Below are 24,089 nucleotides of genomic sequence, written 5' to 3'. Positions count from 1 at the left end.
CGCCAGCCTTGTCGAGGGAGGATCATGTTGCGGAAGTCCGGCGAGAACAAGGGATCTGCCGCCGGGTCCATGATCGCCGAGCCGCTCGGCATCGCCGAAGCCGCCTTCGCCATCGCCGAGATGCTGGGGGAAGGCGACATGCTGTTCGCCGCTGCGGACGAGGCGCGCGGCGCCGCGATCGCCCGCGCGATCGCCGCCGCCGACCAGCGAACGACCGTGCTATTCGTGCCCGGCAGCGACGCGTTGCCGGGTGACGACGCGCCCGCCTCGCCAGCCAATGCGGGCCAGCGCGCGGCGGCGCTGCGCCGGCTGCGCGTCCTCGCCTCCGCCGCCGATCGCCCACGCATCGCCTGCGTGACGACCGGAGAGGCGCTGGCGCGTCGCACCCCGCCGCCTGCCGCCTTTGATACCGCGCCGCCGTTGGTCCGCGTCGGCGCGGAGCTCGACCTCGACGCGATACACGCGAAGCTCTGCACGCTCGGCTACGTCGATGACGATCGCGTCGACGAGCCGGGCGAGGTGGCGCTACGCGGCGTGGTGCTCGACGTCTTCCCGGTGGATGCCGCCCGCCCGCTGCGGATCGAGGTGGCGGACGGACGGGTCGCGACGATCGCGGGCTACGACGCGCTCACCCAGCGAACGACCGATCCGCTCGACGAGCAGGAACTCGGCCGCGTCGGCGAACCCCCGATCGGCGACGACGGCGTTGCGCTGCCCGATCATCTTGTTGACGCGCGCCTGATGATCGAGCCGCAGGCCGAGGAGCGGCGGCGGCGCTTCCTCGCGCTCGCCGCCGACCTGGCGAAGCGGCTGCCCAAGCGCGCCATGCGCGACGTGCTCGATGAGAAGGCCTGGGCGAAGGTCGCGTCCACGCGCGAGCAGGTGGATGTCCGGCGCGCGGGCGAGCCGCCTGCCCGCTTCGTCGAAGGCAGACGGCCGGTCCAGGCCTTCGCCAAGGTCGCGCGCGCGGCGCGCGAGGCCGGCGACCGCGTGGTGCTGCTGGGCGCCGAGCGCGACCTGCGCTTCCTTGGCCGCCGCCTCGCCAAGGCGCTGGGTGAGGCGCCGGCGCGCGTCGACGATCTCGCCGCCATACTCGCCGCGCCGGCGGGCGCGCTGCTCGCGCTCGCCATGCCCGCCGATCGCGGCTTCGCGCGGCCCGGCCTGCTCGCCGTCGCCGCCGCCGACCTGCTCGGCAGCCGCGCGCTCCGCGACGACGCGGGCACGGACGCCGCCGTCGGCGGCTTCGCGGGGATGGGCGCGGTGCGGCTCGGCGACGTCGTCGTCCACGAGGATCACGGCATCGGCGTGGCCGTCGGCATCGAGGCCCTGACGAGCGGCGAGGGTGTCGACAGCGGCGACGCGATCCGCCTCGAATATGCCGACGAGGATGTGCGCCTCGTGCCCGTCGACGAGGCGGACCGGCTGTGGCGCTACGGCGCGGAGCGTGACGCGGTGTCGCTCGACAAGCTGAACGGATCGAGCTGGACCAAGCGCCGCGCCGAGATCGACGCCGCCATCGCCGAGAGCGCGCGCGAGCTGACCCGGCTCGCCGCCGAGCGCGAGGGCAGGGGGGCGCCGGCGTTCGAACCGGATCCCGCGGCCTATGAGCGGTTCGCGGCGGGTTTCGCCTTCACCGAGACCGCCGATCAGGCGAGCGCGATCGCGGCGGTGCGCGCTGATCTCGCGTCGGGCCGGCCGATGGACCGTCTCGTCGTCGGCGACGTCGGCTACGGCAAGACCGAGGTCGCGCTACGCGCCGCCGCGATCGCCGCGCTGGGCGGCCGGCAGGTGGCGATCGCCGCGCCCACCACCGTGCTCGCGCGCCAGCATCTGGAGACGTTCCGGGCACGCTTCGCCGACACCGGGCTCGTCGTCGCCGGGCTCTCGCGGCTGTCGAGCGCGGCGGAGCGCAAGGCGGTGCGCGCCGGGCTCGCCGACGGATCGGTCCACATCGTCGTCGGCACGGCGGCGGTGGCAGGCAAGGGGATCACCTACCATGATCTCGGCTTGGTCGTGGTCGACGAGGAGCAGCGCTTCGGCGCCGCCGACAAGGCGCGGCTGCGCGCGTTGTCCGCCGGCCATGTGCTGACGCTCACCGCCACGCCGATCCCGCGCACGCTGCAATCGGCGCTGGTCGGCCTGCAGCAGCTCTCGGTGATCGCGACGCCGCCGGCGCGGCGGCAGCCGATCCGCACCGCCGTCTCCGCCTTCGCGCCCGAGACGCTGCGCGCCGCGCTGCTGCGCGAGCGCAGCCGGGGCGGGCAGAGCTTCGTGGTGGTGCCGCGCATCGCCGACATGGACAGCCTCGCCGACACACTGGCGAAGGCGGTGCCCGAGCTCGAGATCCTCCAGGCACACGGCAAGATGCCGCCGGCCGATCTCGACGAGACGATGGTGCGCTTCGGGCGCGGCGAGGGCGACGTGCTGCTCGCCACCAACATCATCGAGGCGGGATTGGACGTGCCGCGCGCCAACACCATGGCGATCTGGCGGGCGGACCGCTTCGGCCTCTCGCAGCTCCACCAGCTTCGCGGGCGGGTAGGGCGCGGCAACCGGCGCGGCCAGGTGCTGCTGTTTACCGACGGCGAGCACGCGATCGCGCCGCGCACGCTCAAGCGCCTGCGCACGCTGGAGGCGTTCGACCGGCTCGGCGCGGGCTTCGCGATCAGCGCGCGCGACCTCGACATGCGCGGCGCCGGCGACCTGATGGGCGAGACGCAGGCCGGGCACATGAAGCTGATCGGCGTCGATCTCTACCAGACGCTGTTCGAGGGCGCGCTCCGCACCACGCGCGGCGAGGCGGTGGACCGCTGGCAGCCCGATCTCGACGTCGGTGTCGGCGGGCGGCTGCCGCCGTCGTGGATACCCGACGAGGATACCCGCATCGACCTCTACGTCCGCCTCGCGCGGATCGCCGACGAGGAGGCGCTCGCCGCCTTCGAGGACGAGATCGAGGATCGCTTCGGCGAGATCCCGGCCGAGGCCGCGACGCTGCTCGCGATCGCCGGGCTGCGCATCTCGGCACGCGAGGCGGGGATCGCACGGGTGGCGGCGGGACCCGGCGCGATCGCGGTCGAGCCGCGCGGCAAGACGAGGTTCGATGCCGACGCGCTGGGCCTTGAAGCCAAGGGCGACAGGCTGCTGCTACGCGAGCGGATCGAGGATCCCACCGAGCGGCTGGCCCGCGCGCGGGCGCTGATCGGCGCGATGGCCGAGCAGGTCGGGTAGCGCTCAGCCGCGCCACCGTGCCATCGCTCGGTCGTAGCGGGAGTGCGCTCGATCGCGTTCATCCTCCAGCCGCTCGCGCTCGTCCGCCTGCGCCTTTTCCAGTGCCTTCCGCTCGCGCGCGAGTTCGGCTTCGCGGCGGGCGATGTCAGCCAGCGCCGCCTCATGGCGCGCCTCTGCAGCGGTGAGTTCGGCTTCCGCCTCGTCGAGCGCGGCGCGGGAGGGGCGGGGCGGCGGCTCGCGCTTCGTGGGCGGCTTGGCGGCAGGTTCGGCCTCGCGCGGCTTGGCTTTCGCGCGGGGCGGATCGGGAGGCAGCGCCGCGAGCTGCTCCGCCGCGGTGCCGCGCGACCGGCGCACCACCTCTCCCGGTTTCGCCAGCGGCTCGCGGGCAAGCTCGGGATCGTCGACCTGCTCGGCCACGCCGCGCGCGAACAGGTCCGCCTTGGCGCCCCACGCCCCCAGCGCTTCCTTCTGGCTGGCGGCGGCGACATAGGCGTCGTGGAAGCCGATCGCCGTCCGGTAGACCTTGAGCTTGCGCGCCATTCCGCCCTTTCCCCCCGGGCCGATCAGCGCCCTGCTAGAGCGCCTCGCCGCGCAGCAACTTCGGCAACTCCCCCGACTCGCCGCGTGCCTCGGCCATGAAGAAGGCCTTCAGCGGCTCGACGCGCTCCACCACCCCCAGCCCCAGGCTGCGGACGCGATGCGCGGCACGGCCGGGGATACCGAACAGGCGGGTGAAGCCATCGGTGGCGAGCGCCACCAGGAAGGTGTCGAGCGAGCGCCAACGGCCGTAGCGCGCGAGGAGCTGCGCGTCGCCGGGATCGAGCCCCAGCCGAACGCCGTCGACGAGCACCTCGGCCAGCGCGGCGGCGTCGCGAAAGCCGAGGTTGAGCCCCTGGCCCGCGATCGGGTGGACGCCGTGCGCGGCGTCGCCGACGAGCGCCAGCCGCTGGTCGACGATGCGCCCGGCATGGTGGAAGCCGAGCGGGTAGCTCGACAGCGGCGCGGCCAGCGAAAGGTGGCCGAGCATCCCGCCCATCCGCTTCTCCGCTTCCGCGAGGAAGGCACGCGGAGTGAGCGACAGCATCGCGGGCGCGTCCGCCTCCGCCACCGTCCAGACCAGCGCCGAACGACGCCCGCCCGCCATCGGCAGCAGCGCGAACGGGCCGGCGGGATAGAAGAGCTCGTGCGCGACGTCGCCGTGCGCGGCCTCGTGATCGAGCATGCCGATGATCGCGCGGTGGCGATACTCCCAGCGTGCCACCGGGATGCCCGCCCGCTCGCGCGTGGGCGAGCGGCGGCCCTCCGCGCCGATCAACAGCGCGGCGCGGAGCGTGCGTCCGTCGGCGAGCGTCACAGTCACGCCGTGCGCGTCGCGCTCGATCGCGGCCGGTGCCGCAGGCATGAGCAGCGTGACGCCGTCGGCCGCCTCCGCCGCCTCGCGGAGGCCGAGGCGGAGGTGCCGGTTCTCCACCATCAGGCCGAGCGGACCGTCCTTCTCCAAGTCCGGCTGGAAGGCGAGCAGTCCACGCGCGCCGCCGTCGCCCACCTCAATACGGGCGATCGGATTCGCGTGTCCTGCGAAGCGTGTCGCAACCCCTGTTGCTCCGAACATGCGCCACGATGCAGACGAGATCGCGGACGCCCGGCCGTCGAACCCCGCGTCGCGGATTGCCGCGGGATCGGCGGGATCGACGAGGATGCTGGTGACGCCGCCTTGCGCCAGTGCCACCGCCAGCGCGCAGCCGACGAGGCCGGCGCCGAGGATGATCACGTCGCTGCGCAGGTCGCTCATGCTCCGCGTCTTGCGGCGGCGATCGGGCGATTGCAATGTTGGAACATTGCCGGTACGAACCATGATGGTTAACGGGAGTCGGGTGGACATGGCGAGCAGCGCGGCGATGCGAACCCCGGCCTGGCGCGGGCGGACGAGCGCGGCCGTGGCGCGCAGCGGCGCGGTCGCGGGCGGCATCGCGCTCATCGTCGCGGCTCTCGCGCTGGCGATCGCGCTGGCGAGCTACACGCGCAACGACTCCGCGCTGAACACCGCCGCCGGCGGCGTAACGCGCAATTGGGCGGGGCTGCCCGGCGCATGGATCGCCGACCTGGCGCTCACCCTGTTCGGCCCGGCGGCGGCGGCGCTGGTGCCGATCGTGCTGGTGCCCGGCGTGCGGATCGCGCGTGGCCGCGACGCCGGCGCGTGGAAGCGTGCCGCTCTGCTGACGCTGGTCGCGATGGCGCTCGCCGCCACCGCCGCCGCGCTGGCGCGGGAGAGCACGTCGCTGACGCTGCCGGCGGGTTGGGGCGGGCTGTTCGGTTTCGGCGGCGCGGCGGGCGTGGAGGCGGGGATCGCCGCCGTCGACGCGCCGGGCTTCGCCGCCCCACTACGCTGGGCCGCGGTAGCGCTGCTCGGCGCGGGCGGTGTCGGCCTGTGGCTGCGTGCGATCGGGCTGGAGGCGAGCGAACGGGCGTGGCTGGCCGAAGCCGGCCGTGCCACCGCGCGCCCGCTGCGTCGCACGGCGCGTAGGGACAGCGAGGGCGACGAAGACGATAGCGAGGAGCAGGCCGTGCCGCGCATCGCGTCGCCGCGTGCCGCCGCCGCGCCCAAGACGCCGCCGGCGCCCGCGCCCAAGCCCGTCATCGCCGATCGCGGACCCTCCGCCGCCAAGCGCGCGGCCGGCGACGGCCAGACTTCGCTTGACCTGCGCGACGACTATCGTCTGCCCTCGATCGACCTGCTGGCACCGCCGCCGCCGGCGACGGGCCATACGATCGACAAGGCCGCGCTGGAGCGCAACGCCCAGCTTCTCCACACCGTGCTGGAGGATTTCCACGTAAAGGGCACGATCACCCAGGTGCGCCCCGGCCCTGTCGTGACAATGTACGAGCTGGAGCCCGCGCCCGGCATCAAGGCCAGCCGCGTCATCGCGCTCGCCGACGACATCGCGCGCAACATGTCGGCATTGTCCGCGCGCGTCGCCACGATCCCGGGCCGCACCGTGATCGGCATCGAGCTGCCCAACGCCAAGCGCGAATCGGTGATGCTGGCCGAGCTGATCGCGTCGGAGGCCTTCGAGGACGAGTCGGGCCAGCTTCCGCTGGTGCTGGGCAAGAACATCTTCGGCGATCCCGTCGTCGCCGATCTCGCGCCGATGCCGCACCTGCTCGTCGCCGGCACCACCGGTTCGGGCAAGTCGGTGGGCCTGAACTGCATGATCGCCTCGCTGCTCTACCGGTTGAATCCCAAGCAGTGCCGGATGATCATGATCGATCCCAAGATGCTGGAACTCAGCATCTACGACGACATTCCGCACCTCCTCTCCCCCGTCGTCACCGATCCGCCTAAGGCGGTGCGCGCGCTCAAATGGGCGGTGGAGCAGATGGAGGAGCGCTATCGCATGATGGCGTCGGTGGGGGTGCGCTCGCTCTCCTCGTTCAACGACAAGGTGCGCGCCGCCAAGGGCAAGGGCCAGAAGCTCGGGCGGCGGGTGCAGACCGGCTACGACGCCGAGAGCGGGCATCCCCTCTACGAGGAGGAGCAGCTCGATTTCGAAACGCTGCCCCAGATCGTCGTCATCGTCGACGAGCTTGCCGACCTGATGATGACGGCGGGCAAGGAGGTGGAGTTCCTGATCCAGCGGCTGGCGCAGAAGGCGCGCGCGGCGGGCATCCACCTCATCATGGCGACGCAGCGCCCGTCGGTGGACGTGATCACCGGCGTCATCAAGGCTAACCTGCCGACGCGGATCAGCTTCTCGGTCACCTCCAAGATCGACTCGCGCACCATCCTGGGCGAGCAGGGCGCCGAGCAGCTGCTCGGCAAGGGCGACATGCTCTACATGCCCGGCGGCAAGCAGATCGCGCGCGTCCACGGGCCGTTCGTCAGCGACGAGGAGGTGCGCGCGATCGCCGACCACTGGCGCGGACAGGGGCGGCCCGATTATGTCTCCGCCGTCACCGAGGAGCCCGAGGATGGCGGTTTCGCGCTCGACGGCGCGCCGGCGGACGACGATTCGCCCGACGCCGCACTGTATCGCAAGGCTTGCCAAGTGGTCGCCGAATCGCAGAAAGCCTCGACCAGCTACGTCCAGCGCCAGCTCCGCATCGGCTACAATTCCGCCGCGCGCCTTATCGAGCGCATGGAGAAGGAGGGCAAGGTCGGCGCGCCCGACCATGTCGGTCGCCGCGAGGTGCTGATCGATCGCGACGGCCAGCCGGCCTGATCGGCGGCAGGCTGGCCGTCGACGGTTCGGCCGCGGCGTGCGCCGCACTCTAAAGCGACAGCTTCACCGTCGCCCATCACCCGCTGGCTGATCGCGCCTTGCGGCATGATCCCCTGCGACGCCGCCATGCCCGCTGGACGCCCCGTCCAAGCCCCCACTCGGCGCGGAGCAGATCGTTCGCCTCGGTACGCTCGCCACGGAGTGGCAGCCGACAATGATCACTATCCGTATGACGGCCGCACACCACGATCTCGGATGACGATGCCGCGCAGCCGCCGCCGGCAGCACCATCTCCGCCAGTGGCGCCGTCACCGTCGCGACCTGCGCGAGGAGCGGGACGATCGGAGCCGCGGGCCAACGCCCCTGCACATTGCGGCGGCAGCATGGCGGATCGAGCCGGGTTCAGCGGTCGTTCAATGCCTCGCGGTCAGTCGACCGGCCATCGTTTCCCGGAGCCATGATGACCCTACTCCGCCCCCTCATACCGTTCGCGGCCGTTCCGCTGCTCGCCGCGGCGGCCCCCTCGCCCGAGCTGGCGCAGGTGCAGCAGCATCTGCGCGCCGTGCAGACGATGACCGCTGCCTTTATGCAGACCGATGCCAAGGGACGCAGCGTCACGGGCACGCTCTTGCTTAAGCGACCGGGCAAGGTGCGCTTCCAGTATCAGAAAGGGGTGCCGCTGCTCGTCGTCGGCGACGGAGGCGCGCTCACCATGATCGACTATCAGGTGCGCCAGGTCTCGCGCTGGCCGATCGGCAAGACCCCGCTCGGGCTGCTGCTCGATCCCTCGCGCGACATCGCGACGGTCGCCAGGATCATCCCGTCCGGAAGCCCCGAGCTGCTGCTGCTCGCCGGGGCCGATCCCAAGCATCGCGAATATGGCAGCATCGTCGTCGGTTTCCAGCGCTCCGCCGATGCGCCAGGCGGTCTGATGCTCGCCGGCTGGACCGTGACCGACAATCAGAACAACCGAACCACGGTGCGTCTCTCCGGCCAGAAACTCAACGTCGCCATCTCCGACGATCAGTTCCGCTGGAGCGACCCACGCCGGCAGGGACCGCGGGGATGACGAGCCGTGTTGCCGAGACGATGGCCCGAAAACGCGCGTTTAATCACCTGCTCTCTGTTAATCCAGGCGACAGTAACCCTGGCGTAGAGCCGTCTTGCGGTCGCGGTTCGTGTCGGAATTTCCCCCCTGTTGTCCGGCATGTATCCGTGATCCGCCTCGCGTGACGAACGCTGGGTCGGCCCTCGCTCCATGCCCCCGGAGCGGGGGCCTTTCCGTCTCTGGCGAAGCCGGGATCAGCACGCTACATCGTGGCGCGCATGAGCGGCACCCGCATCGCCTCCTGGAACATAAACTCGATCCGCGCACGGATCGATATCGTCGCCCGTTTTCTGGACGAGGCGTCGCCCGACGTCCTGTGTCTGCAGGAGACCAAGGTGGAGGACGGATCATTCCCGCACGAGATGTTCGCGGCGAAGGGCTACGCGCATCGCTTGCTTGCCGGACAGCGGATGCATCATGGCGTCGCCATCCTCAGCCGCCTGCCGCTTACGGCGCATGGGCGGCATGACTGGCAGGACAACGGCGAGGCGCGGCATGTTGGCGCATGTCTCCCTAACAGCGTGCGGCTGGAGTGCGTCTACGTGCCCGCCGGCGGCGACGTGCCCGATCCGTCGCTCAATCCTAAGTTCGCGCAGAAGCTGGCGTTTGTCGAGCGGATGACGCGCTGGTCCGAAGCGCTGTACGAGCCGACGCTGATCGTCGGCGACTTCAACATCGCACCGCTGGAATGCGACGTATGGAGCCACCGCCAGCTGCTCGACGTGGTCAGCCATACGCAGGTAGAAATCGCGGCGTTGGAACGGCTTCGCGCCGCTCACGACTGGGTCGATCTCGGCCGCCGGTTCGTGCCGCCGCCGGAGCGGCTCTACACTTGGTGGAGCTATCGCGCCAAGGACTGGGCGGCATCGGATCGTGGCCGCCGGCTCGATCACATGTGGGCGAGTCCCGCCTTGGCGGCGACTGCGATCGATCACCGCGTGTTCCAGCACTGCCGCTCGTGGCTCAGGCCATCGGACCATGTCCCGATCCTCACCGAGTTCGAATGGTGAGCGCGCGGCTTGTCGCGCGCGCGATCGATGCCTGCCGGCGGGGTTGGCCCGTCGCCGTCCGGGGCAGCGGCGGGACACTGACGCTGCTTTCCGTCGAAACCGCCGACACCTTACGACTCGCGGACTTCGGCGGCGGCAGCGATATCCTTCTCTCCTCCGAGCGTGCGGCGGTATTGATGCTGGGCAATCAGCGGGGCGCGGCCGGCGGGGGGGCGGTCCGCATTGCCCATACGCCTTGGCTCGACTTCGACACGGCGACAGCATTGGCCGATCCCGCCCAGGACCTCGCTACGCCGCTTAAGGGTCCATTTCGGGTTGCGAGCTTGGCCGCACAAGAAGCTGCCAACGCCGCACTGAAGCTCGCGCGCTTGGCCGGATTGCTGCCCGCCTTCTTCGTGAGAGACGGCGGCCACGATGACGACACGCCCATGCCTGACGCGGAGGAGATCCTCTCCTACGATCGCCCTTCCCGCCTGTCGCTTGTCACGCGCGCGCGACTACCGATCGACGCGACGGAAAAATGCGAAATCGTCGCGTTCCGGTCAGCGGACGAGGCGGTAGAGCATGTCGCTTTGCTGATTGGAGAGCCGAACGGCCAAGTCCCGCTCGTCCGCCTTCACAGCGAGTGTCTGACGGGAGACGTGTTCGGTTCGCTCAAGTGCGATTGCGGACCCCAGCTAAACAACTCTCTGGAGCGTATCGCGAACTCTGGTTGGGGCATCGTCCTCTATTTACGACAAGAAGGGCGCGGAATCGGGTTGGTCAACAAGCTGCGCGCCTACTCGTTACAGGATCAGGGGTTCGACACGGTAGATGCAAACCTGCGGCTGGGTTTCAATGTCGACGCTCGCGACTTCAGCATCGCGGCGCGTATTCTCGAATTGCTCGGCCAGTCTCGCATTCGGCTGCTCACCAACAATCCCACCAAGGTGCGAGGGCTGGGGGACGCCGGGATTGAAGTGGTTGAGCAGGTGTCCCACGTCGTTACCGCGAATCCGCACAACTTGGCTTATCTCGACACTAAGCGCGTGCGAACCGGTCATCTACTATGATCGTGAGCGTCGATAGTCTCAAACGGACGATCCGCTTCGATGGTGGGGTATATGGATGCGAGATCGGGAGATGCGGCGCCGTGCCTGCCGCCTCGAAACGTGAAGGCGACGGTTCTACCCCCATCGGACGGTGGAAGGTACGAGGAGTAATCTTGCGCCCGGATCGTGACTATGCGCCGCCCCCAAATGTGGCTTGGCGATGGTGCCGCCCCTGTGACGGCTGGTGCGATGATCCCGGCTCGCGCACTTACAACCGTCCTATTCGCTTGCCGGCCGAGTGTTCTGCGGAGCAACTATGGCGAGCCGATGATCGTTATGACGCATTGGTAATTTTGGGCTATAATGACGCTCCGCCAATTGGTGACCTTGGAAGCGCTATCTTTCTTCACCTCGTCGGAGAAGGTGCGACCGCAGGATGTATCGCCGTCTCTCCACCAGTGATGCACAATCTTCTTAGGCTGCTCGGCAGTTCCTCGTTAATTGATGTCCACGGAGAAGATTAAGTGGAGGGTTTCGCGTGAAGATCACTATTGATTTCGATTGTACGCCAGAGGAAGCGCGGCGCGTGATGGGTTTGCCGGACCTGTCACCACTTCATCACGCCTACGTCGATCACCTCCGGCAGGCGCTTGGACAGGGACTTACGCCTGACACAGTCGCCGGCATAATGCAGGCGTGGACGCCAATGGGCGATGCTGGCGTCTCTCTGTGGAAGCAGATGCTCGACCAACTCGGCTCGCCAAAGTCTGGCTGACCGTTTCACGTGGAACATCGCATCCAAGTTCCCGCAGATGTCACGTTCATTCCTTCTCTGCCTGGCTCAGCGGAGGCGCGGCTCGATGAACTCACCAAGCTCCTCCTCTCAGAAGCTCAACGTCAAAACCTTATAGCCGAAAGCACGATCCCGCAGTTTCGATCGAGGCATATAAATGACTCGCTGCAGCTTCTCCCCTTGCTGGCACCAGGTAACGTCGTAGATGTCGGCTCAGGCGCCGGTTTACCGGGCCTCGTACTCGCTTGCACGTGCGAGCGCGTCTTTCACCTCATTGAACCTCGCGCCCGTAGAGTCGCTTTTCTGACGCAAGCCATACAGCATCTCGAACTCGCTCATCGGGTGACGGTCCATCGAGCAAACGTCCAGAGAGTAGGCAGGCTCAACGCGTCGAACATTGTTGCGAGGGCGGTCGCGAGCTTGGATACATTTCTCTCCATCACGTTCCACATTGCCGCGCCCGACGCTCGCTGGGTTCTCCCAAAAGGCCGATCAGCCCGGATGGAACTGGAAGCCGCCCAACAGTCGTGGCAAGGAGAGTTCCAGCTCGTCGGCAGCGCGACCGATCCCTCGGCCTCTATTGTCGTCGCGAGTCATATTGGTCGGAGAAGGAAGTGATCCGCATTGCAGTTGCCAACCAGAAAGGCGGAGTGGGAAAAACGACGACGGCGATCAACATCGGGACAGCGCTTGCTGCATCCGGATCGTCCGTGCTGATCGTCGATCTCGATCCGCAAGGTAACGCATCGACGGGGCTAGGGATCGACCGGTCCGCACGCGACCGATCCAGCTACGACATCTTGGTCGGCACGGCGAGTGCGGAAGAGGCGTCGATCCCAACTCGTGTTCCGAAGCTTGAGCTCATCCCTTCGACGGTCGATCTCTCCGGGGCGGAAATCGAGTTGGTCGATATAGACCGGCGAGCTTATCGCCTCGACATGAGCCTGTCCGATGTACGGCACTCGCGGTGGGACGTCGTGCTCATCGACTGTCCCCCTTCTCTCGGCTTGCTCACGATTAACGCGATGACGGCGGCGTCAGCGCTGCTCGTTCCGTTGCAGTGCGAATTCTTCGCGTTGGAGGGGTTGAGCCAGCTGCTGCAGACGATCGAGCGCGTGAGAGAACGCTTTAATGCCGGCCTGCAGATCCTGGGTGTCGCGCTCACCATGTACGATCGTCGGAACCGGCTTTCAGAGCAAGTGGCGCAGGATGTGCGGGCCTGCCTCGGCAAGCTGGTCTTCGAGACGGTCATCCCGCGCAATGTTCGCCTCTCCGAAGCACCTAGCCACGGTCTACCGGCGCTTATCTACGACCATCGTTGCTCCGGCTCGGAAGCCTATATCGCGCTCGCTCGCGAGCTGATCGCGCGGTTGCCTCAAATGGAAAAGGTGGCGGCATGAGTGACGACAATCCACTCGCCCGTCGGCGCGCCGGAGGCCTTGGCCGTGGGCTTTCCGCCCTCCTCGGCGACGTGGAGCGCGACGCCCCAAGAGCCGCCGAGAGCGCGACGCCGGCCGACGGCGACGTCCGTATGATTGCCGTAGCGGATATTCGCGTTCATCCCCAGCAACCCCGGCGCTACTTCGACGAGGATGCGCTCGACGAACTGGCACGGTCTATCGAGGTCAGAGGCGTCCTTCAGCCGATCGTAGTTCGGCAGACCGAGGCCGGTTTTGAGATCGTCGCAGGTGAACGCCGCTGGCGAGCCGCACAACGGGCACACCTCCACGAGCTACCGGCGCTGGTCCGGACGCTTGACGACAGGTCCGCTTTTGAGGTCGCGATCATCGAGAATGTGCAGCGTGCCGACCTGAACGCGATTGAGGAGGCGGAGGCCTATCGTCGCTTGATCAGCGATCATGGTCGAAGCCCGGAGGAGGTGGGGCGCTTCGTCGGCAAGTCGCGGAGCCACGTCGCTAACTTGCTGCGACTCCTGGATCTCCCTTCCTCCGTTCGCGCTTCGGTCGCGAGCGGCGCGTTGAGCATGGGCCATGCGCGGGCTGTTGCCGCATCCGGTGATCCGGAGCGCTTGGCGGAAGAGGTACTACGACGCGGATTGTCCGTGCGAGATGCAGAGCGGCTCGCTCGTAGCGAGAAAGGCCGTTCGACTTCAACGCGCGAGCGTGGTGGCGCGGGAACGCCGGCGGAGTTAGCACCCGACGCCGATATTACGGCTCTTGGGCGCCAGCTTGCAGACATGCTTGGGCTCGCAGTCGAGATCGGCCACTCGCAGTCAGGCGGAACCGTGACGCTGCACTACTCAAGCCTCGATCAACTCGACATGATCTGCCAGCGTCTTAGCGGCGAGCGCTTCTGACGTCACCTTGCCGGGTACTCCGCGCAATTGTGGCGATAAGTTGGCGCAAGCCGACCGAACCTGCTCCGCGGCCGGACTTCAACGCTCTCTCGGCCTTCCCTAGCAACTCGATCGCCCAACTTAAACGATCGCAGGTCCATTCAGGTAAGTCGGCCGCGATGCTCTCGCGCTCGCGCCAGAACATCGCGCGCGTGACGCGATCGATCGCGGAGCGCGCGCTTGCCCCACGCCCAATTTCGGCTTTTGCAGCTGCCATCGCGACGAGACGCTTCAACAAGGACCGCACCAAAAGCACATCATCTGAACCGTCGCGTGAGAGCTGCGCCTCGCTTGATAAAAGGGAACGCAGGTCTCTCGAGCAGAAGGCGTCGACGACAACGCCGATGTTCGCGCCGCGTTGGTCGATCGACATGGCGGCGATTGCCTCCTCGTTTGCCCGTCGTGGGGTCTCCGACGAGGCGTCGACATAGATCGACAACTTTTCAATCTCTCGCGCCAGCAGCTCACGATTGCCGTCCACCATCTCCACCAGAGACTCCGCAGCGTCATCATCAATGCGAAGGCCGTGGGAGGCCGCGAGCGCAATCGCAAGCCGGCGTAGATGGGGAGCTTCAACCGGGTGACTGGCTATGACCCGGCTATGAGGATCATTTCCGAGAACGTGCAGCAGTTGCGAGTTCTTCTTCAGTGCTCCCGCTACCAGAATAACCGGGCTACCCACTTGGGGTGCGCTCAACAGCGCCTCGATGGCCGGAAGGCAGTCCTCAACTACTCCATCAACGCGAACGTAACGTGCAGCTCCGAACAACGAGAGCGCTGCCGCCTCGTCGACCAGGAGCGATGGATCACTCTTGAGCTGCGTGGCGTGAAGGTCGATCCGCTCGACTGCAGATCCCAGGGCCTTGACCGACCCGGCCGCGAGTTCGCGAGAAGCTGGTTCGTCGCTGCCGTAGAAGAGGGAACATCTCAGACCCGGTCGAATGGCAGGATCTAATCGGCTGTTAGTGGCGATCATTTCTTCCGGCTATCCGGCCCGTCGAGCGTACAACGCCAGTCTAGCAACGATCTGGTCCGCAATCTCGTCCGAAACGTTCTCAAGGGTTTTTTGCTCGGCGGCGAGCGTTGAATAATCGGAGCTGGTCACGTCTATGCCCGCATCTGCGCCCGCGGTGGCGTCAACAACGACAACTCCAGCGCGGCTCGTGTCCACAAGACGGTAGCGCGCTCGTAGCGTCCGTCGTTCGCGTGTGACGGTGTTCTGATCGTTGATCCCAAGTCCAACGATCTGATCGTCGAGTTCGACCTCAAGGCGATATTCGGCTGACGTTCTGCTAGCCGACCCTAAGCGATCGATTAGAGAGTGACGGACCAACCAACCTGCCTGCCCATCGATCGGGTCAACGCTCACCGTCGCGAGGAGACGCCCTGCTGCGCTCGAAGGTCCACCGCCATATAGCGGATGCAAGCCACATCCTCCGAGAAGAAGAAACAGCGGGAAGAGCCGTCTCATACCACCAAGTTCACGAGGCGACCGGGCACGACGATGATCTTACGGGGCGACCGCCCCTCCAAAAACGACAACACGCGCTCTGACGTTGTAGCAAGAGTCTGCAATTCTTCTTCGCTCGCACCTCGACGGGCATTCACGGTCGCGCGAAGCTTCCCATTGACCTGGATGACGATAGTCACGTCATCATCGACCAGCAGTGATCGATCTGCGTCCGGCCACCGCTCATCGACAATCAGCCCGGCTTTGCCGCGAGCCCGCCAGGCCTCCTCCGCAACATGCGGGATCATCGGAGCCGCCAGCCGCAGCAAGGTGTCGATCGCGAACGACTTCGTTGCGGAAGGCGAAGATCGTTCAATGGCGCTGATGAGTGCATAAAGCTTGGCGATCGCCTTGTTGAAGGCGAGAGCCTCTATGTCTGCCGCAACTCCGATAGTCGTGCCGTGCGCCACCCGCTCGAGGGTCTTGTCCGATGCGACTTCCTCAGACTCTATTATTGAGGCGACGCGCCAGACACGTTGAACAAGCCGCCAAGCGCCTTCGATGCCAAACTCGGACCATTCGAGGTCACGATCAGGGGGACTATCCGAGAGCATGAACCACCGCACCGCGTCCGCACCGTATCGCTCTAAAATCGGGCCCGGCGGTATGGTGTTTCGGCGTGACTTCGACATCTTCTCGGTGCGACCGACGAGCACCCGCTCGCCCGTGGCTACGGAATGCCCTCCTTCCACCTCATGAGGAGCAAGCCATGCACCGTTCTGATCCTTATATGTCTCGTGCGTCACCATCCCTTGAGTAAAGAGGCCGGTAAATGGTTCAAGAAGGTCGAACGCGCCCTGCTTAGCCAAGGCTCGCGTCCAGAAACGGGCGTAGAGTAAGTGAAGGATCGCATGCTCAACGCCGCCGATATAATGATCGACGGGAAGCCACTCTGTCGCGAGATTTGGGTCGAACGGCCGATGATCAGGTTGGCTGGCGAACCGGATGAAGTACCAACTAGAATCAACAAACGTGTCGAGAGTGTCTGTTTCACGTGAAGCGGGCCGCCCGCAAAGTGGGCAAGGCACGTTCTTCCAGGCAGCGTGCCGCTCAAGCGGATTACCAGGAACGTCGAAGCACACATCCTCTGGTAGGCGTACGGGAAGACGGGTTCGAGGAACCGGCACCGGCCCACACGCACCGCAATGAATGATAGGGATTGGCGTACCCCAATAACGCTGGCGCGACACCCCCCAGTCCCGGAGGCGCCAAACCGTGCTTCCGCACCCCCAACCCTCGGCGGTCGCTCTTCGGACGATCTCCTTCTGCGCGTCTGCCACCGTCAGCCCGTCAAGAAACGAAGAGTTTTTGAGCGCGCCCGCGCCCGTATATGCAATATCGTCCACAAAGGCCGCATCGTCGCCCTCTGGTTCGATAACCGCCGTTACCGGGAGAAAATACTTTCGCGCGAAATCTAAATCTCGTTGATCATGCGCCGGCACGCCCATAACGGCTCCAGTGCCGTAGCCCATCAAGACAAAATTTGCGACGAATACGGGCAAGGTCCAGGCCGTATCCAGCGGGTGAACGACGGAGAGGCCAGTATCATAGCCCTTCTTCTCGGCACTCTCGAACGCCTCCGCCGCGGTGCTAGTATGCCGACATCCCGCAGCGAATGCGGCTAGGTCGGCATCGGTTTCGGCCAGAGCCAATGCCAGTGGGTGGTCTGGCGCGATCGCGACAAAACTTGCTCCGAAGATCGTATCGGGTCTTGTCGAATATATCTCGACATGATCAATGCCCGAAAAGGTCTCGGCCAAGCGAAAGCTAAATCGCAGACCTTCACTGCGCCCGATCCAGTTCGCCTGCATTGCGCAAACCTTTTCGGGCCATCCAGTCAAACCGTCCAAGCCGTCAAGCAGCTCCTCCGCGAAATCGGTGATACGGAGGAACCACTGCGCGAGCTCCCGACGCTCGACCAGCGCCCCGGATCGCCAGCCCCGGCCGTCGATCACCTGCTCGTTGGCGAGTACGGTCTGGTCTACGGGATCCCAGTTGACCTCGCTCTCCTTACGGTAGACGAGGCCCGCCTCCAGCATGTCGAGAAAGAGCGCCTGCTCGTGCCCGTAATATTCGGGATCGCACGTCGCGAACTCTCGGCTCCAATCGAGCGAGAAGCCCAGCCGCTTCAGCTCGGCACGCATGGTCTCGATGTTGGCGAGCGTCCACTCGCGCGGGTGGACGCCGTGCTCCATCGCGGCATTCTCGGCCGGCATGCCGAACGCGTCCCAGCCCATCGGGTGGAGCACCTCATGCCCTGTCATGCGCTTGTACCGGGCGAGCACGTCACCCATCGTGTAGTTGCGGACGTGTCCCATGTGGATGCGCCCCGATGGATAGGGGAACATCTCTAGGATGTAGCTTTTCGGCTTGGGACTGTTGTCGTCAGCACGGAAGCTGCCCGCTTCGTCCCACGCCCGCTGCCAGCGCGCGTCCGCGACTGCCGGATCGAAGCGTCGCTCCATCGAGACGTACCTAGCCCGGGTTGGTGCCGCGGCGCAGGTCGCGGGCGCGACCGAGGATGATTTCCTCCAGCCGCTGCACGGTCTGCGCGGCGACAGGCGCATCAACCCAGCCCATGCCCTGATTGACTTGGCGCGAAGCCGCTACCCGCACCGCATCCGCGCGGAGATCCTGATCAAGGATGGCGACGGTCACCTTCATCCGCTCGCCGGGCGTGGCGGGATTGGCGTACCAGTCGGTGACGATCACGCCCCCGTTCGAATCGACCTGCGCCAGAGGCATGAAGGACAAGGTGTCGAGCGTCGCACGCCAGAGATAGGCGTTTACACCGATGCGCGTCACGCGTGACGCCGCGACGTCGCCGCTAGTCTTCGCACGCTTGTGGCCACAGCCCGCAAGCAGCAGCGACGCCGCGAGGGCGGCAGTCGCAACGGTTCCGCGCAGGCGGCGGACAGGAAGGTAAACGGCCATGGGGGAGGTTCTCGACGTCACGTCGGCATCTATAGAGGCTCGCTCGTGCCCCGCAAGCCGAACACCAGCTGTGGGCTCATTGCAACAACGTAGCAGATTCGGGATGGCCCCCGACACGATGGCGGCGTGCTCGTGGTCGACGCGTTACGAGCATGTTAGGCCGGCGGGAACTGGGGGTTACGGACCGACATGCTTGGGATCGGCAAGGGAGTGCGGTGGGGCGCGGGGCTAGCGGCTGCGCTTGCGCTCGCCTCCGCCGCGTCCGCGACCGGCCTGCATCGTAAGCGCGTCGTTCGTCCACCCTTCGCCGCACCGCTGGCGGGCGGCATCGGCTCCTTCACGCCGGCCGCCGCCGACCCGCGTCTCGCATCGAGCCTGCTGCGCGGCGGACTTGGTGGCGGCTCCGGATTCCGCTTCACGCCTGCCGTGGCGCCGGGTGCCAGCCGTCGCGTGACGGTTGCGGTACGCGCCCGTGCCGCGACACCCGCCGAGGCCGAGCGGATCGCCAGTGCCGGCGGCAGCGGCGCAATCGGTCAGTCCGCCTATAACCTCGGCGTGGCGGTTGGCTGGAAGCGGTTCGCGATCACCAGCGACTATGCCAAGGTCGACCTTGGGCCGGTACCGGGCAGCCGAGAGAGCGCGGACGTTGCGGTCAGCTTCGCCGGCCACCGCTGGAGCACGCGACTCGCACTCGCCGCGGATCATGCGCTCGGCGAGGTGCCGCGCCTGATCGAGCGGGATCGCAACGTCTCGGTCGATCTCGGCGGATCCTACTCGATCAGCAATCGCCTCGATGTCACCGGCGGCCTACGCTACAAGCGCGACTTCGACGGGGTGCAGATGCTCACCGACGATCGCCGCGACAGCCAAGCTGTCTATGTGGGCACGGCCTTCCGCTTCTGATTCGTCAAGCCGACCACGCGTCGATCGCCGCCCACCCTTGGAAGCCCAGCTCGCGAGCCGCGGCGAAGCGGCGGGCCGTCATGCCGCCGAGCGCGATCAAGCCGCGTCGCTCGCCGATGATCGCTAGCCCCGTGCGAACCCTTCCAAGCGGTAGCGCACCGGGATGCGAGCGAGTCGCATGGAGCGGCGACACGAACCGCAGCGCGACGCCATCGCGGCGGGCCGCGATCAGAGCTCGACGACCATGACAGGGCGCGCTCCGCAGCAGCGGGCGCGCCGACCAGCGGTGGCGCGAGCGCCCGTGCGAGCCGTCCGCCCGCCAGCCGATCGCCTCGCGAGGCGTACCGCCCAGCAACAGCACGAGCCGGCGCCGTCGGGCGACGGCGCGTACCTCCGCGAACAAGTGCCGACGGTCCACGGTGGGCAGACCATAATGTCGGAACACCACGCCCGCGCCCCTCGGCAGGCGTTCGAGCGCGCGCCATAGCCCGTCACCCATACGCTCATCGGTCATCAACCAGAGACGGGGATGGCGAGGGGGCATGGCGGCTCCTATAGCTCCGCCGATGGACGACGCCCAAGCCGCCGCCGGCCGTCTCGCCACGATTCGCAACGGCCTCACCCGCGCCGCCACGCTAGCGGGCCGCCCAGCCGAGTCAGTACGACTCGTCGCAGTGTCGAAGACCCACGCCGCTCAAGCGATCGTGCCGTTGCTCGACGCCGGTCAGCGTATGTTCGGCGAGAATCGCGTGCAGGAGGCGCAGGCGAAGTGGCCCGCGCTGCGCGAGCGCTACCCGAACGTCGAGCTGCATTGCGTAGGGCAGCTCCAGTCGAACAAGGCGCCCGACGCCGTCCGGCTGTTCGACGTGATCCACTCAGTCGATCGAAGTTCGCTGGTGGTCGCGCTGGCGCGGGCGATGGAACGCGAGGGCAAGCGACCTGCCTGTTTCGTGCAGGTCGACATTGGCGAGGAACCGCAGAAAGGTGGCGTCGCGATCAGCGCGCTCGGCGACCTTCTCGAAACGGCGCGCGCGGCCGGGTTGCCGATCATCGGGCTGATGGCGGTGCCGCCAGCGGACATCGAGCCAGCGCCCTACTTCGCGCTGCTCGCCAAGCTGGCCCGCGACCACGGAGTGACCAATCTCAGCATGGGCATGTCGGGCGATTACGAAACCGCCGCGATGCTGGGTGCGACTCACGTCCGCGTGGGCACCGCGCTGTTCGGCACGCGCGGTTAGGCGAAGCCGAGCTTCGGCCCGACGTCCTGCACGCCGTCCCAGATCATGCGGCCGGCGACGTAAAGGATCACCAGCAGGCCGACGACGCCGATCCACCGCTGCCGGTCGATCACGCGCGCGATCAGGTTCGCGGCCAAGCCCATCAAAGCCACCGACACAACCAGTCCGATCACCAGCACGGCGGGATGCTCGCGCGCCGCGCCGACGACGCCGAGCACATTGTCGAGGCTCATGCTGACGTCTGCGAGCGCGACCGCCCAGGCGGCCCGCGCGAAGCTCTTGGGTGCGCGCTTCTGCGCCTCGGCGGCGTCCCCGGCGTGATCGGGATGGGCACGCAGCTCCTGCCAGAAGCGCCAGGAAACCCAAAGCAGCAGGAGCCCACCGACGAGCAATAGTCCCGGCACCTCGACCAGCACGGTGGCACCGAGCGCGAAGACGATGCGCAACACCAGGGCGGCGGCGATGCCGACGAGGATGACCCGGCGGCGCTGCGCCGGCGGCAAGCCGGCGGCGAGCGCGCCGACGACGATGGCGTTGTCGCCGGCGAGCACGAGGTCGATCGCCAGCACCTGTCCGAGCGCCGCAAATCCCGGGCCGGTGAAGATCTCGCCGAAATCGAAGGCGGGTAGCGCGATCACTCCTACTGGTTCATCGACGCGAAGAAGTCCTCGTTGGTCTTGGAGTCCTTCATCTTGTCGAGCAGGAACTCCATCGCGTCGGTGGTGCCCATCTGCATGAGGATGCGGCGCAGCACCCACATCTTGGAGAGCTTCTCCTTGGCGACGAGCAGCTCCTCCTTGCGCGTGCCGGATTTGCCGACGTCCATCGCCGGGAAGATGCGCTTGTCCGCCACCTTGCGGTCGAGCACGATCTCGGAGTTGCCGGTGCCCTTGAACTCCTCGAAAATGACCTCGTCCATGCGGCTGCCGGTGTCGATCAGCGCGGTGGCGATGATCGAGAGCGAGCCGCCTTCCTCGATGTTGCGCGCGGCGCCGAAGAAGCGCTTGGGCCGCTGGAGCGCGTTGGCGTCGACGCCGCCGGTCAGCACCTTACCCGAGGACGGCACCACGGTGTTGTAGGCGCGGCCGAGGCGGGTGATCGAGTCGAGCAGGATCACCACGTCCTTCTTGTGCTCGACGAGGCGCTTGGCCTTCTCGATCACCATCTCGGCGACCTGGACGTGGCGGGTGGCAGGCTCGTCGAAAGTGGAGGAGACGACCTCGCCCTTCACCGAACGCTGCATGTCTGTCACTTCCTCGGGCCGCTCGTCGATCAGCAGAACGATCAGGAAGACCTCGGGGTGGTTGTCCGTCACGGCCTTGGCGATGTTCTGGAGCATCACCGTCTTACCGACGCGCGGCGGCGCGACGATCAGCGTCCGCTGGCCCTTGCCTTGCGGGCTGACGATGTCGATCACCCGCGCCGACTTATCCTTGATCGTCGGATCGAGCGTGTCGAGGCTGAGCTTGCTCTCGGGATAGAGCGGCGTCAGGTTGTCGAAGTTGACGCGATGGCGGACGACCTCGGGCTGGTCGAAGTTGATCGACACCAGCCGCGTGAGCGCGAAGTAGCGCTCGCCGTCCTTCGGCCCCCGGATCTCGCCCTCGACGGTGTCGCCGGTGCGCAGCCCGAACTTCCGTACCTGGTTGGGCGAGACGTAGATGTCATCGGGGCCGGCGAGATAATTGGCCTGAGGTGAGCGCAGGAAGCCGAAGCCGTCGGGCAGCACCTCGATCGTGCCCTCGCCCATGATCTGGTCGCCGCGCTCCGCCTGCTCCTTCAGGATCGCGAACATCAGGTCCTGCTTGCGCAGCGTGGAAGCGCCCTCGACGCCGAGTTCCTCGGCCATGGTCACGAGTTCGGCGGGGGGAGTCTTCTTGAGGTCTTTGAGGTGCATGGAGAGTCCGGCAGGGGAGGAGTCGCGACGGGTAGGACGACTGGGCGTCCATGTCGGAGGGACGCAGGCCACCCGGACGGGCGGCGGGCCTTGCCGCGCCAGCTAGTCGGGAGGCGCGGACAAGTCAAGCACTCGCACTCAGAACGGTTTCACGATGACGAGGACGACGATCAGTATCGCCGCGAGCGCCGGCACCTCGTTCAAGAGCCGCAGCTTGCCGGTTCCCCCCGGCCGCCAGCCGCGCGCCAGCTTCTTCGACACGCCCACCGCCCAGCCATGATAGCCCGACAGCGCCAGCACCAGCGCGAGCTTGGCGTGGAACCAACCCATCGACAGGGCGCCAATATCGAGCATCAGCGCGAGCCCCAGCAGCCACACCGCGATCATCGCGGGCGTGAGGATGATGCGACGCAGGCTCGCGCACCGCTTCGTCCACGCAGCATCCTCCGCCGATCCGGGTGCGCTCTCCGCCTGGTAGATGGCGTAGCGCGGCAGCATGAACATGCCCGCCGTCCAGAAGATGACGAAGATCAGGTGCGCCGCCTTCACCCACGGATAGGCGAGGCCCAGGAATCCCACCATCAGCGGGCCCTCACGAGATCGAGCAGCCGCTCGACATGCGCCACCGGCACCTCGGGCGTGATGCCGTGACCGAGATTGAAGATATGCGGGCGCCCCGCGAGCGCGGCGCGGATCGACGTCACCGCGCTCTCCAGCGCCGTGCCGCCGGCGAGCAGCGCAAGGGGATCGAGATTGCCCTGCACCGGCAATCGGGGCGGCAGCACCGCGTCCGCCCAGGCAGGATCGACCGTCTCGTCAAGCCCCAGCGCGTCGACGCCGGTGCCGGCGGCATAGGCTGGCAGCTTGCCGCCAGCGCCCTTGGGGAAGCCGATGATCGGCACGCCCGGACAACGAGCGCGCAGCCGCTCGACGATCGCGGCGTTGGGCCGTACCACCCAGCGATCGAACTGCGCGGGCGAGAGGCTGCCCGCCCAGCTCTCGAAGAGCTGCACGGCGTGGACACCGGCATCGATCTGGCCGGCGAGGTACTCGACCGTCAACTCGACGACGCCGTCGATCAGCGTGCCGAACGCGACGGGATCATGATAGGCCAACGCACGCGCCGCGGCATGGTCCTTCGATCCCTCGCCTGCCACCATGTAGGTCGCGACCGTCCAGGGCGATCCCGCGAAGCCGAGGAAAGTGGTGGTAGGCGGCAGCGTGGCCGCCACGCGGCGCACCGTCGCGTAGATCGGCTCCAGCCGCTCGCGCGCGGGCGTCAGCGCAGCGAGCGAGGCGTCGGTCAGCGCCGGCGTCAGGCGCGGTCCCTCGCCGACACCAAAACTCAGCCCCTGGCCCAGCGCGTGGGGCACGATCAGAATGTCGGAGAACAGGATCGCGCCGTCGAAGCCGAAGCGGCGGATCGGCTGGAGCGTCACCTCGGCGGCCGCCTCCGGATCCATGCACAGCGCGAGGAAACCGCCCTTCTCGGCCCGAAGCGCGCGATACTCGGGCAGGTAGCGCCCGGCCTGGCGCATCAGCCACACGGGTGGCGGATCACGCCGTTGCCCCCGCAGCACGGCGAGCAGCGGGCGATCGACAGGATCCGGCGAGCCGGTCGAGCTGGATTCCATCTCTATACCTTAAGGATTCTTAAAGAGGTTGTGAGGGGTAGTAGGCGGGCTGGGAGCGGGGTTTATTCACGCGGCCTGCTTCTGCCAACAGCTTGACGCCGCGCCCCGGCTCCGTCCTGCCGCGAGTCGCTGCGACGGACCCCGCTATCCACAAGTGCGGGGCGCTGGGATGGCGCTGTGGAGGAAATGGTCGATGCCCTGGCCGGCAGCGGGGGCGGCGGGACGCT

The 24,089-nt window shown here is 67.2% G+C and carries 23 protein-coding genes; 12 read left to right on the top strand and 11 right to left on the bottom strand.

Features of this window, described 5'->3' with window-relative positions:
- Positions 1 to 24: 24 nt before the first annotated feature.
- Positions 25 to 3,228: a helicase-related protein gene (locus ACOFKX_RS11100; protein WP_419827040.1), complete on the top strand. Its 3,204-nt coding sequence runs from the start codon at positions 25 to 27 to the stop codon at positions 3,226 to 3,228.
- Positions 3,229 to 3,231: 3 nt separating this feature from the next.
- Here ACOFKX_RS11100 and ACOFKX_RS11095 read toward each other — a convergent pair whose 3' ends face one another.
- Together ACOFKX_RS11095 and ACOFKX_RS11090 are read right to left on the bottom strand one after the other, a co-directional pair.
- Positions 3,232 to 3,768, bottom strand: a complete 537-nt coding sequence (locus ACOFKX_RS11095) for a hypothetical protein (RefSeq protein WP_419827039.1) — start codon at positions 3,766 to 3,768, stop codon at positions 3,232 to 3,234.
- A 34-nt stretch (positions 3,769 to 3,802) separates the two neighbouring features.
- Positions 3,803 to 5,020 (bottom strand): UbiH/UbiF/VisC/COQ6 family ubiquinone biosynthesis hydroxylase, encoded by a 1,218-nt coding sequence (locus tag ACOFKX_RS11090; RefSeq protein ID WP_419827038.1) that lies wholly within the window; start codon positions 5,018 to 5,020, stop codon positions 3,803 to 3,805.
- A gap of 88 nt (positions 5,021 to 5,108) precedes the next feature.
- Here ACOFKX_RS11090 and ACOFKX_RS11085 point away from each other — a divergent pair, with 88 nt between their 5' ends.
- The 9 genes from ACOFKX_RS11085 to ACOFKX_RS11045 all read left to right on the top strand — a co-directional run bounded on the left by ACOFKX_RS11085 (position 5,109) and on the right by ACOFKX_RS11045 (position 13,707).
- Positions 5,109 to 7,448, top strand: a complete 2,340-nt coding sequence (locus tag ACOFKX_RS11085; protein WP_419827037.1) for a DNA translocase FtsK 4TM domain-containing protein — start codon at positions 5,109 to 5,111, stop codon at positions 7,446 to 7,448.
- A 460-nt stretch (positions 7,449 to 7,908) separates the two neighbouring features.
- The gene (locus ACOFKX_RS11080; protein ID WP_419827036.1) at positions 7,909 to 8,517 is read left to right on the top strand and encodes a LolA family protein; all 609 of its coding nucleotides are present in this window, start codon (positions 7,909 to 7,911) and stop codon (positions 8,515 to 8,517) included.
- A gap of 257 nt (positions 8,518 to 8,774) precedes the next feature.
- Positions 8,775 to 9,566 carry an exodeoxyribonuclease III gene (locus ACOFKX_RS11075; protein ID WP_419827035.1) on the top strand — a complete coding sequence of 264 codons (792 nt, stop codon included), beginning with the start codon at positions 8,775 to 8,777 and terminating at the stop codon, positions 9,564 to 9,566.
- Complete coding sequence (ribA, locus tag ACOFKX_RS11070; RefSeq protein WP_419827034.1) at positions 9,560 to 10,618, top strand: GTP cyclohydrolase II; 1,059 nt, start codon at positions 9,560 to 9,562, stop codon at positions 10,616 to 10,618. Before ACOFKX_RS11075 ends, ribA begins: the two co-directional genes overlap by 7 nt.
- Complete coding sequence (locus tag ACOFKX_RS11065) at positions 10,615 to 11,121, top strand: L,D-transpeptidase family protein (protein ID WP_419827033.1); 507 nt, start codon at positions 10,615 to 10,617, stop codon at positions 11,119 to 11,121. Before ribA ends, ACOFKX_RS11065 begins: the two co-directional genes overlap by 4 nt.
- A 14-nt stretch (positions 11,122 to 11,135) precedes the next feature.
- Positions 11,136 to 11,372, top strand: a complete 237-nt coding sequence (locus tag ACOFKX_RS11060; RefSeq protein ID WP_419827032.1) for a DUF6489 family protein — start codon at positions 11,136 to 11,138, stop codon at positions 11,370 to 11,372.
- 9 nt (positions 11,373 to 11,381) lie between these two features.
- Complete coding sequence (gene rsmG / locus ACOFKX_RS11055) at positions 11,382 to 12,008, top strand: 16S rRNA (guanine(527)-N(7))-methyltransferase RsmG (RefSeq protein WP_419827031.1); 627 nt, start codon at positions 11,382 to 11,384, stop codon at positions 12,006 to 12,008.
- Positions 12,005 to 12,790, top strand: a complete 786-nt coding sequence (locus tag ACOFKX_RS11050) for a ParA family protein (RefSeq protein ID WP_419827030.1) — start codon at positions 12,005 to 12,007, stop codon at positions 12,788 to 12,790. Before rsmG ends, ACOFKX_RS11050 begins: the two co-directional genes overlap by 4 nt.
- A complete protein-coding gene (locus ACOFKX_RS11045) occupies positions 12,787 to 13,707 on the top strand; it encodes a ParB/RepB/Spo0J family partition protein (RefSeq protein WP_419827029.1) in 921 nt (306 codons plus the stop codon). The genes ACOFKX_RS11050 and ACOFKX_RS11045 overlap by 4 nt, the downstream gene beginning before the upstream one ends.
- Here ACOFKX_RS11045 and holA read toward each other — a convergent pair.
- From holA to ACOFKX_RS11025, 4 genes are read right to left on the bottom strand one after another with little or no spacing between them, the layout of a single operon-like run.
- Complete coding sequence (holA, locus tag ACOFKX_RS11040) at positions 13,688 to 14,722, bottom strand: DNA polymerase III subunit delta (protein ID WP_419827028.1); 1,035 nt, start codon at positions 14,720 to 14,722, stop codon at positions 13,688 to 13,690. The two genes, ACOFKX_RS11045 and holA, sit on opposite strands and share 20 nt — an antisense overlap.
- Positions 14,723 to 14,731: 9 nt before the next feature.
- Complete coding sequence (gene lptE, locus ACOFKX_RS11035; protein ID WP_419827027.1) at positions 14,732 to 15,217, bottom strand: LPS assembly lipoprotein LptE; 486 nt, start codon at positions 15,215 to 15,217, stop codon at positions 14,732 to 14,734.
- Positions 15,214 to 17,721 (bottom strand): leucine--tRNA ligase, encoded by a 2,508-nt coding sequence (gene leuS, locus ACOFKX_RS11030; RefSeq protein WP_419827026.1) that lies wholly within the window; start codon positions 17,719 to 17,721, stop codon positions 15,214 to 15,216. Before leuS ends, lptE begins: the two co-directional genes overlap by 4 nt.
- Before the next feature lie 10 nt (positions 17,722 to 17,731).
- The gene (locus ACOFKX_RS11025; RefSeq protein ID WP_419827025.1) at positions 17,732 to 18,190 is read right to left on the bottom strand and encodes a DUF3576 domain-containing protein; all 459 of its coding nucleotides are present in this window, start codon (positions 18,188 to 18,190) and stop codon (positions 17,732 to 17,734) included.
- Positions 18,191 to 18,379: 189 nt separating this feature from the next.
- Between ACOFKX_RS11025 and ACOFKX_RS11020 the strand changes: the two genes are divergently transcribed.
- Entirely contained in the window at positions 18,380 to 19,093 is a 714-nt protein-coding gene (locus ACOFKX_RS11020; protein ID WP_419827024.1) for a hypothetical protein, read from the top strand.
- A 4-nt stretch (positions 19,094 to 19,097) separates the two neighbouring features.
- Here the strand turns inward: ACOFKX_RS11020 and ACOFKX_RS11015 are convergent, their stop codons facing one another.
- Positions 19,098 to 19,637 (bottom strand): thiamine phosphate synthase, encoded by a 540-nt coding sequence (locus ACOFKX_RS11015; RefSeq protein WP_419827023.1) that lies wholly within the window; start codon positions 19,635 to 19,637, stop codon positions 19,098 to 19,100.
- Between the two features lie 22 nt (positions 19,638 to 19,659).
- On the opposite strand from ACOFKX_RS11015, the gene ACOFKX_RS11010 reads away from it, so the two are divergent.
- Complete coding sequence (locus tag ACOFKX_RS11010) at positions 19,660 to 20,331, top strand: YggS family pyridoxal phosphate-dependent enzyme (protein WP_419827022.1); 672 nt, start codon at positions 19,660 to 19,662, stop codon at positions 20,329 to 20,331.
- Here ACOFKX_RS11010 and ACOFKX_RS11005 read toward each other — a convergent pair.
- From ACOFKX_RS11005 to hemE, 4 genes are all read right to left on the bottom strand, one after another.
- The gene (locus ACOFKX_RS11005; protein ID WP_419827021.1) at positions 20,328 to 20,969 is read right to left on the bottom strand and encodes a YjbE family putative metal transport protein; all 642 of its coding nucleotides are present in this window, start codon (positions 20,967 to 20,969) and stop codon (positions 20,328 to 20,330) included. The genes ACOFKX_RS11010 and ACOFKX_RS11005 overlap by 4 nt on opposite strands.
- 2 nt (positions 20,970 to 20,971) lie before the next feature.
- The gene (rho, locus tag ACOFKX_RS11000) at positions 20,972 to 22,228 is read right to left on the bottom strand and encodes a transcription termination factor Rho (RefSeq protein WP_419827020.1); all 1,257 of its coding nucleotides are present in this window, start codon (positions 22,226 to 22,228) and stop codon (positions 20,972 to 20,974) included.
- Between the two features lie 138 nt (positions 22,229 to 22,366).
- Entirely contained in the window at positions 22,367 to 22,810 is a 444-nt protein-coding gene (locus tag ACOFKX_RS10995; protein ID WP_419827019.1) for a CopD family protein, read from the bottom strand.
- On the bottom strand, positions 22,810 to 23,862 hold the full coding sequence (gene hemE / locus ACOFKX_RS10990; protein WP_419827018.1) for a uroporphyrinogen decarboxylase: 1,053 nt from the start codon (positions 23,860 to 23,862) through the stop codon (positions 22,810 to 22,812). Before hemE ends, ACOFKX_RS10995 begins: the two co-directional genes overlap by 1 nt.
- Positions 23,863 to 24,089: the final 227 nt, after the last annotated feature.

Origin of the sequence: Sphingomonas sp., assembly GCF_965200105.1 — a bacterium.
Lineage (GTDB): Bacteria > Pseudomonadota > Alphaproteobacteria > Sphingomonadales > Sphingomonadaceae > Solisphingomonas.
This window is presented reverse-complemented; position numbering and strand designations above follow the sequence as displayed.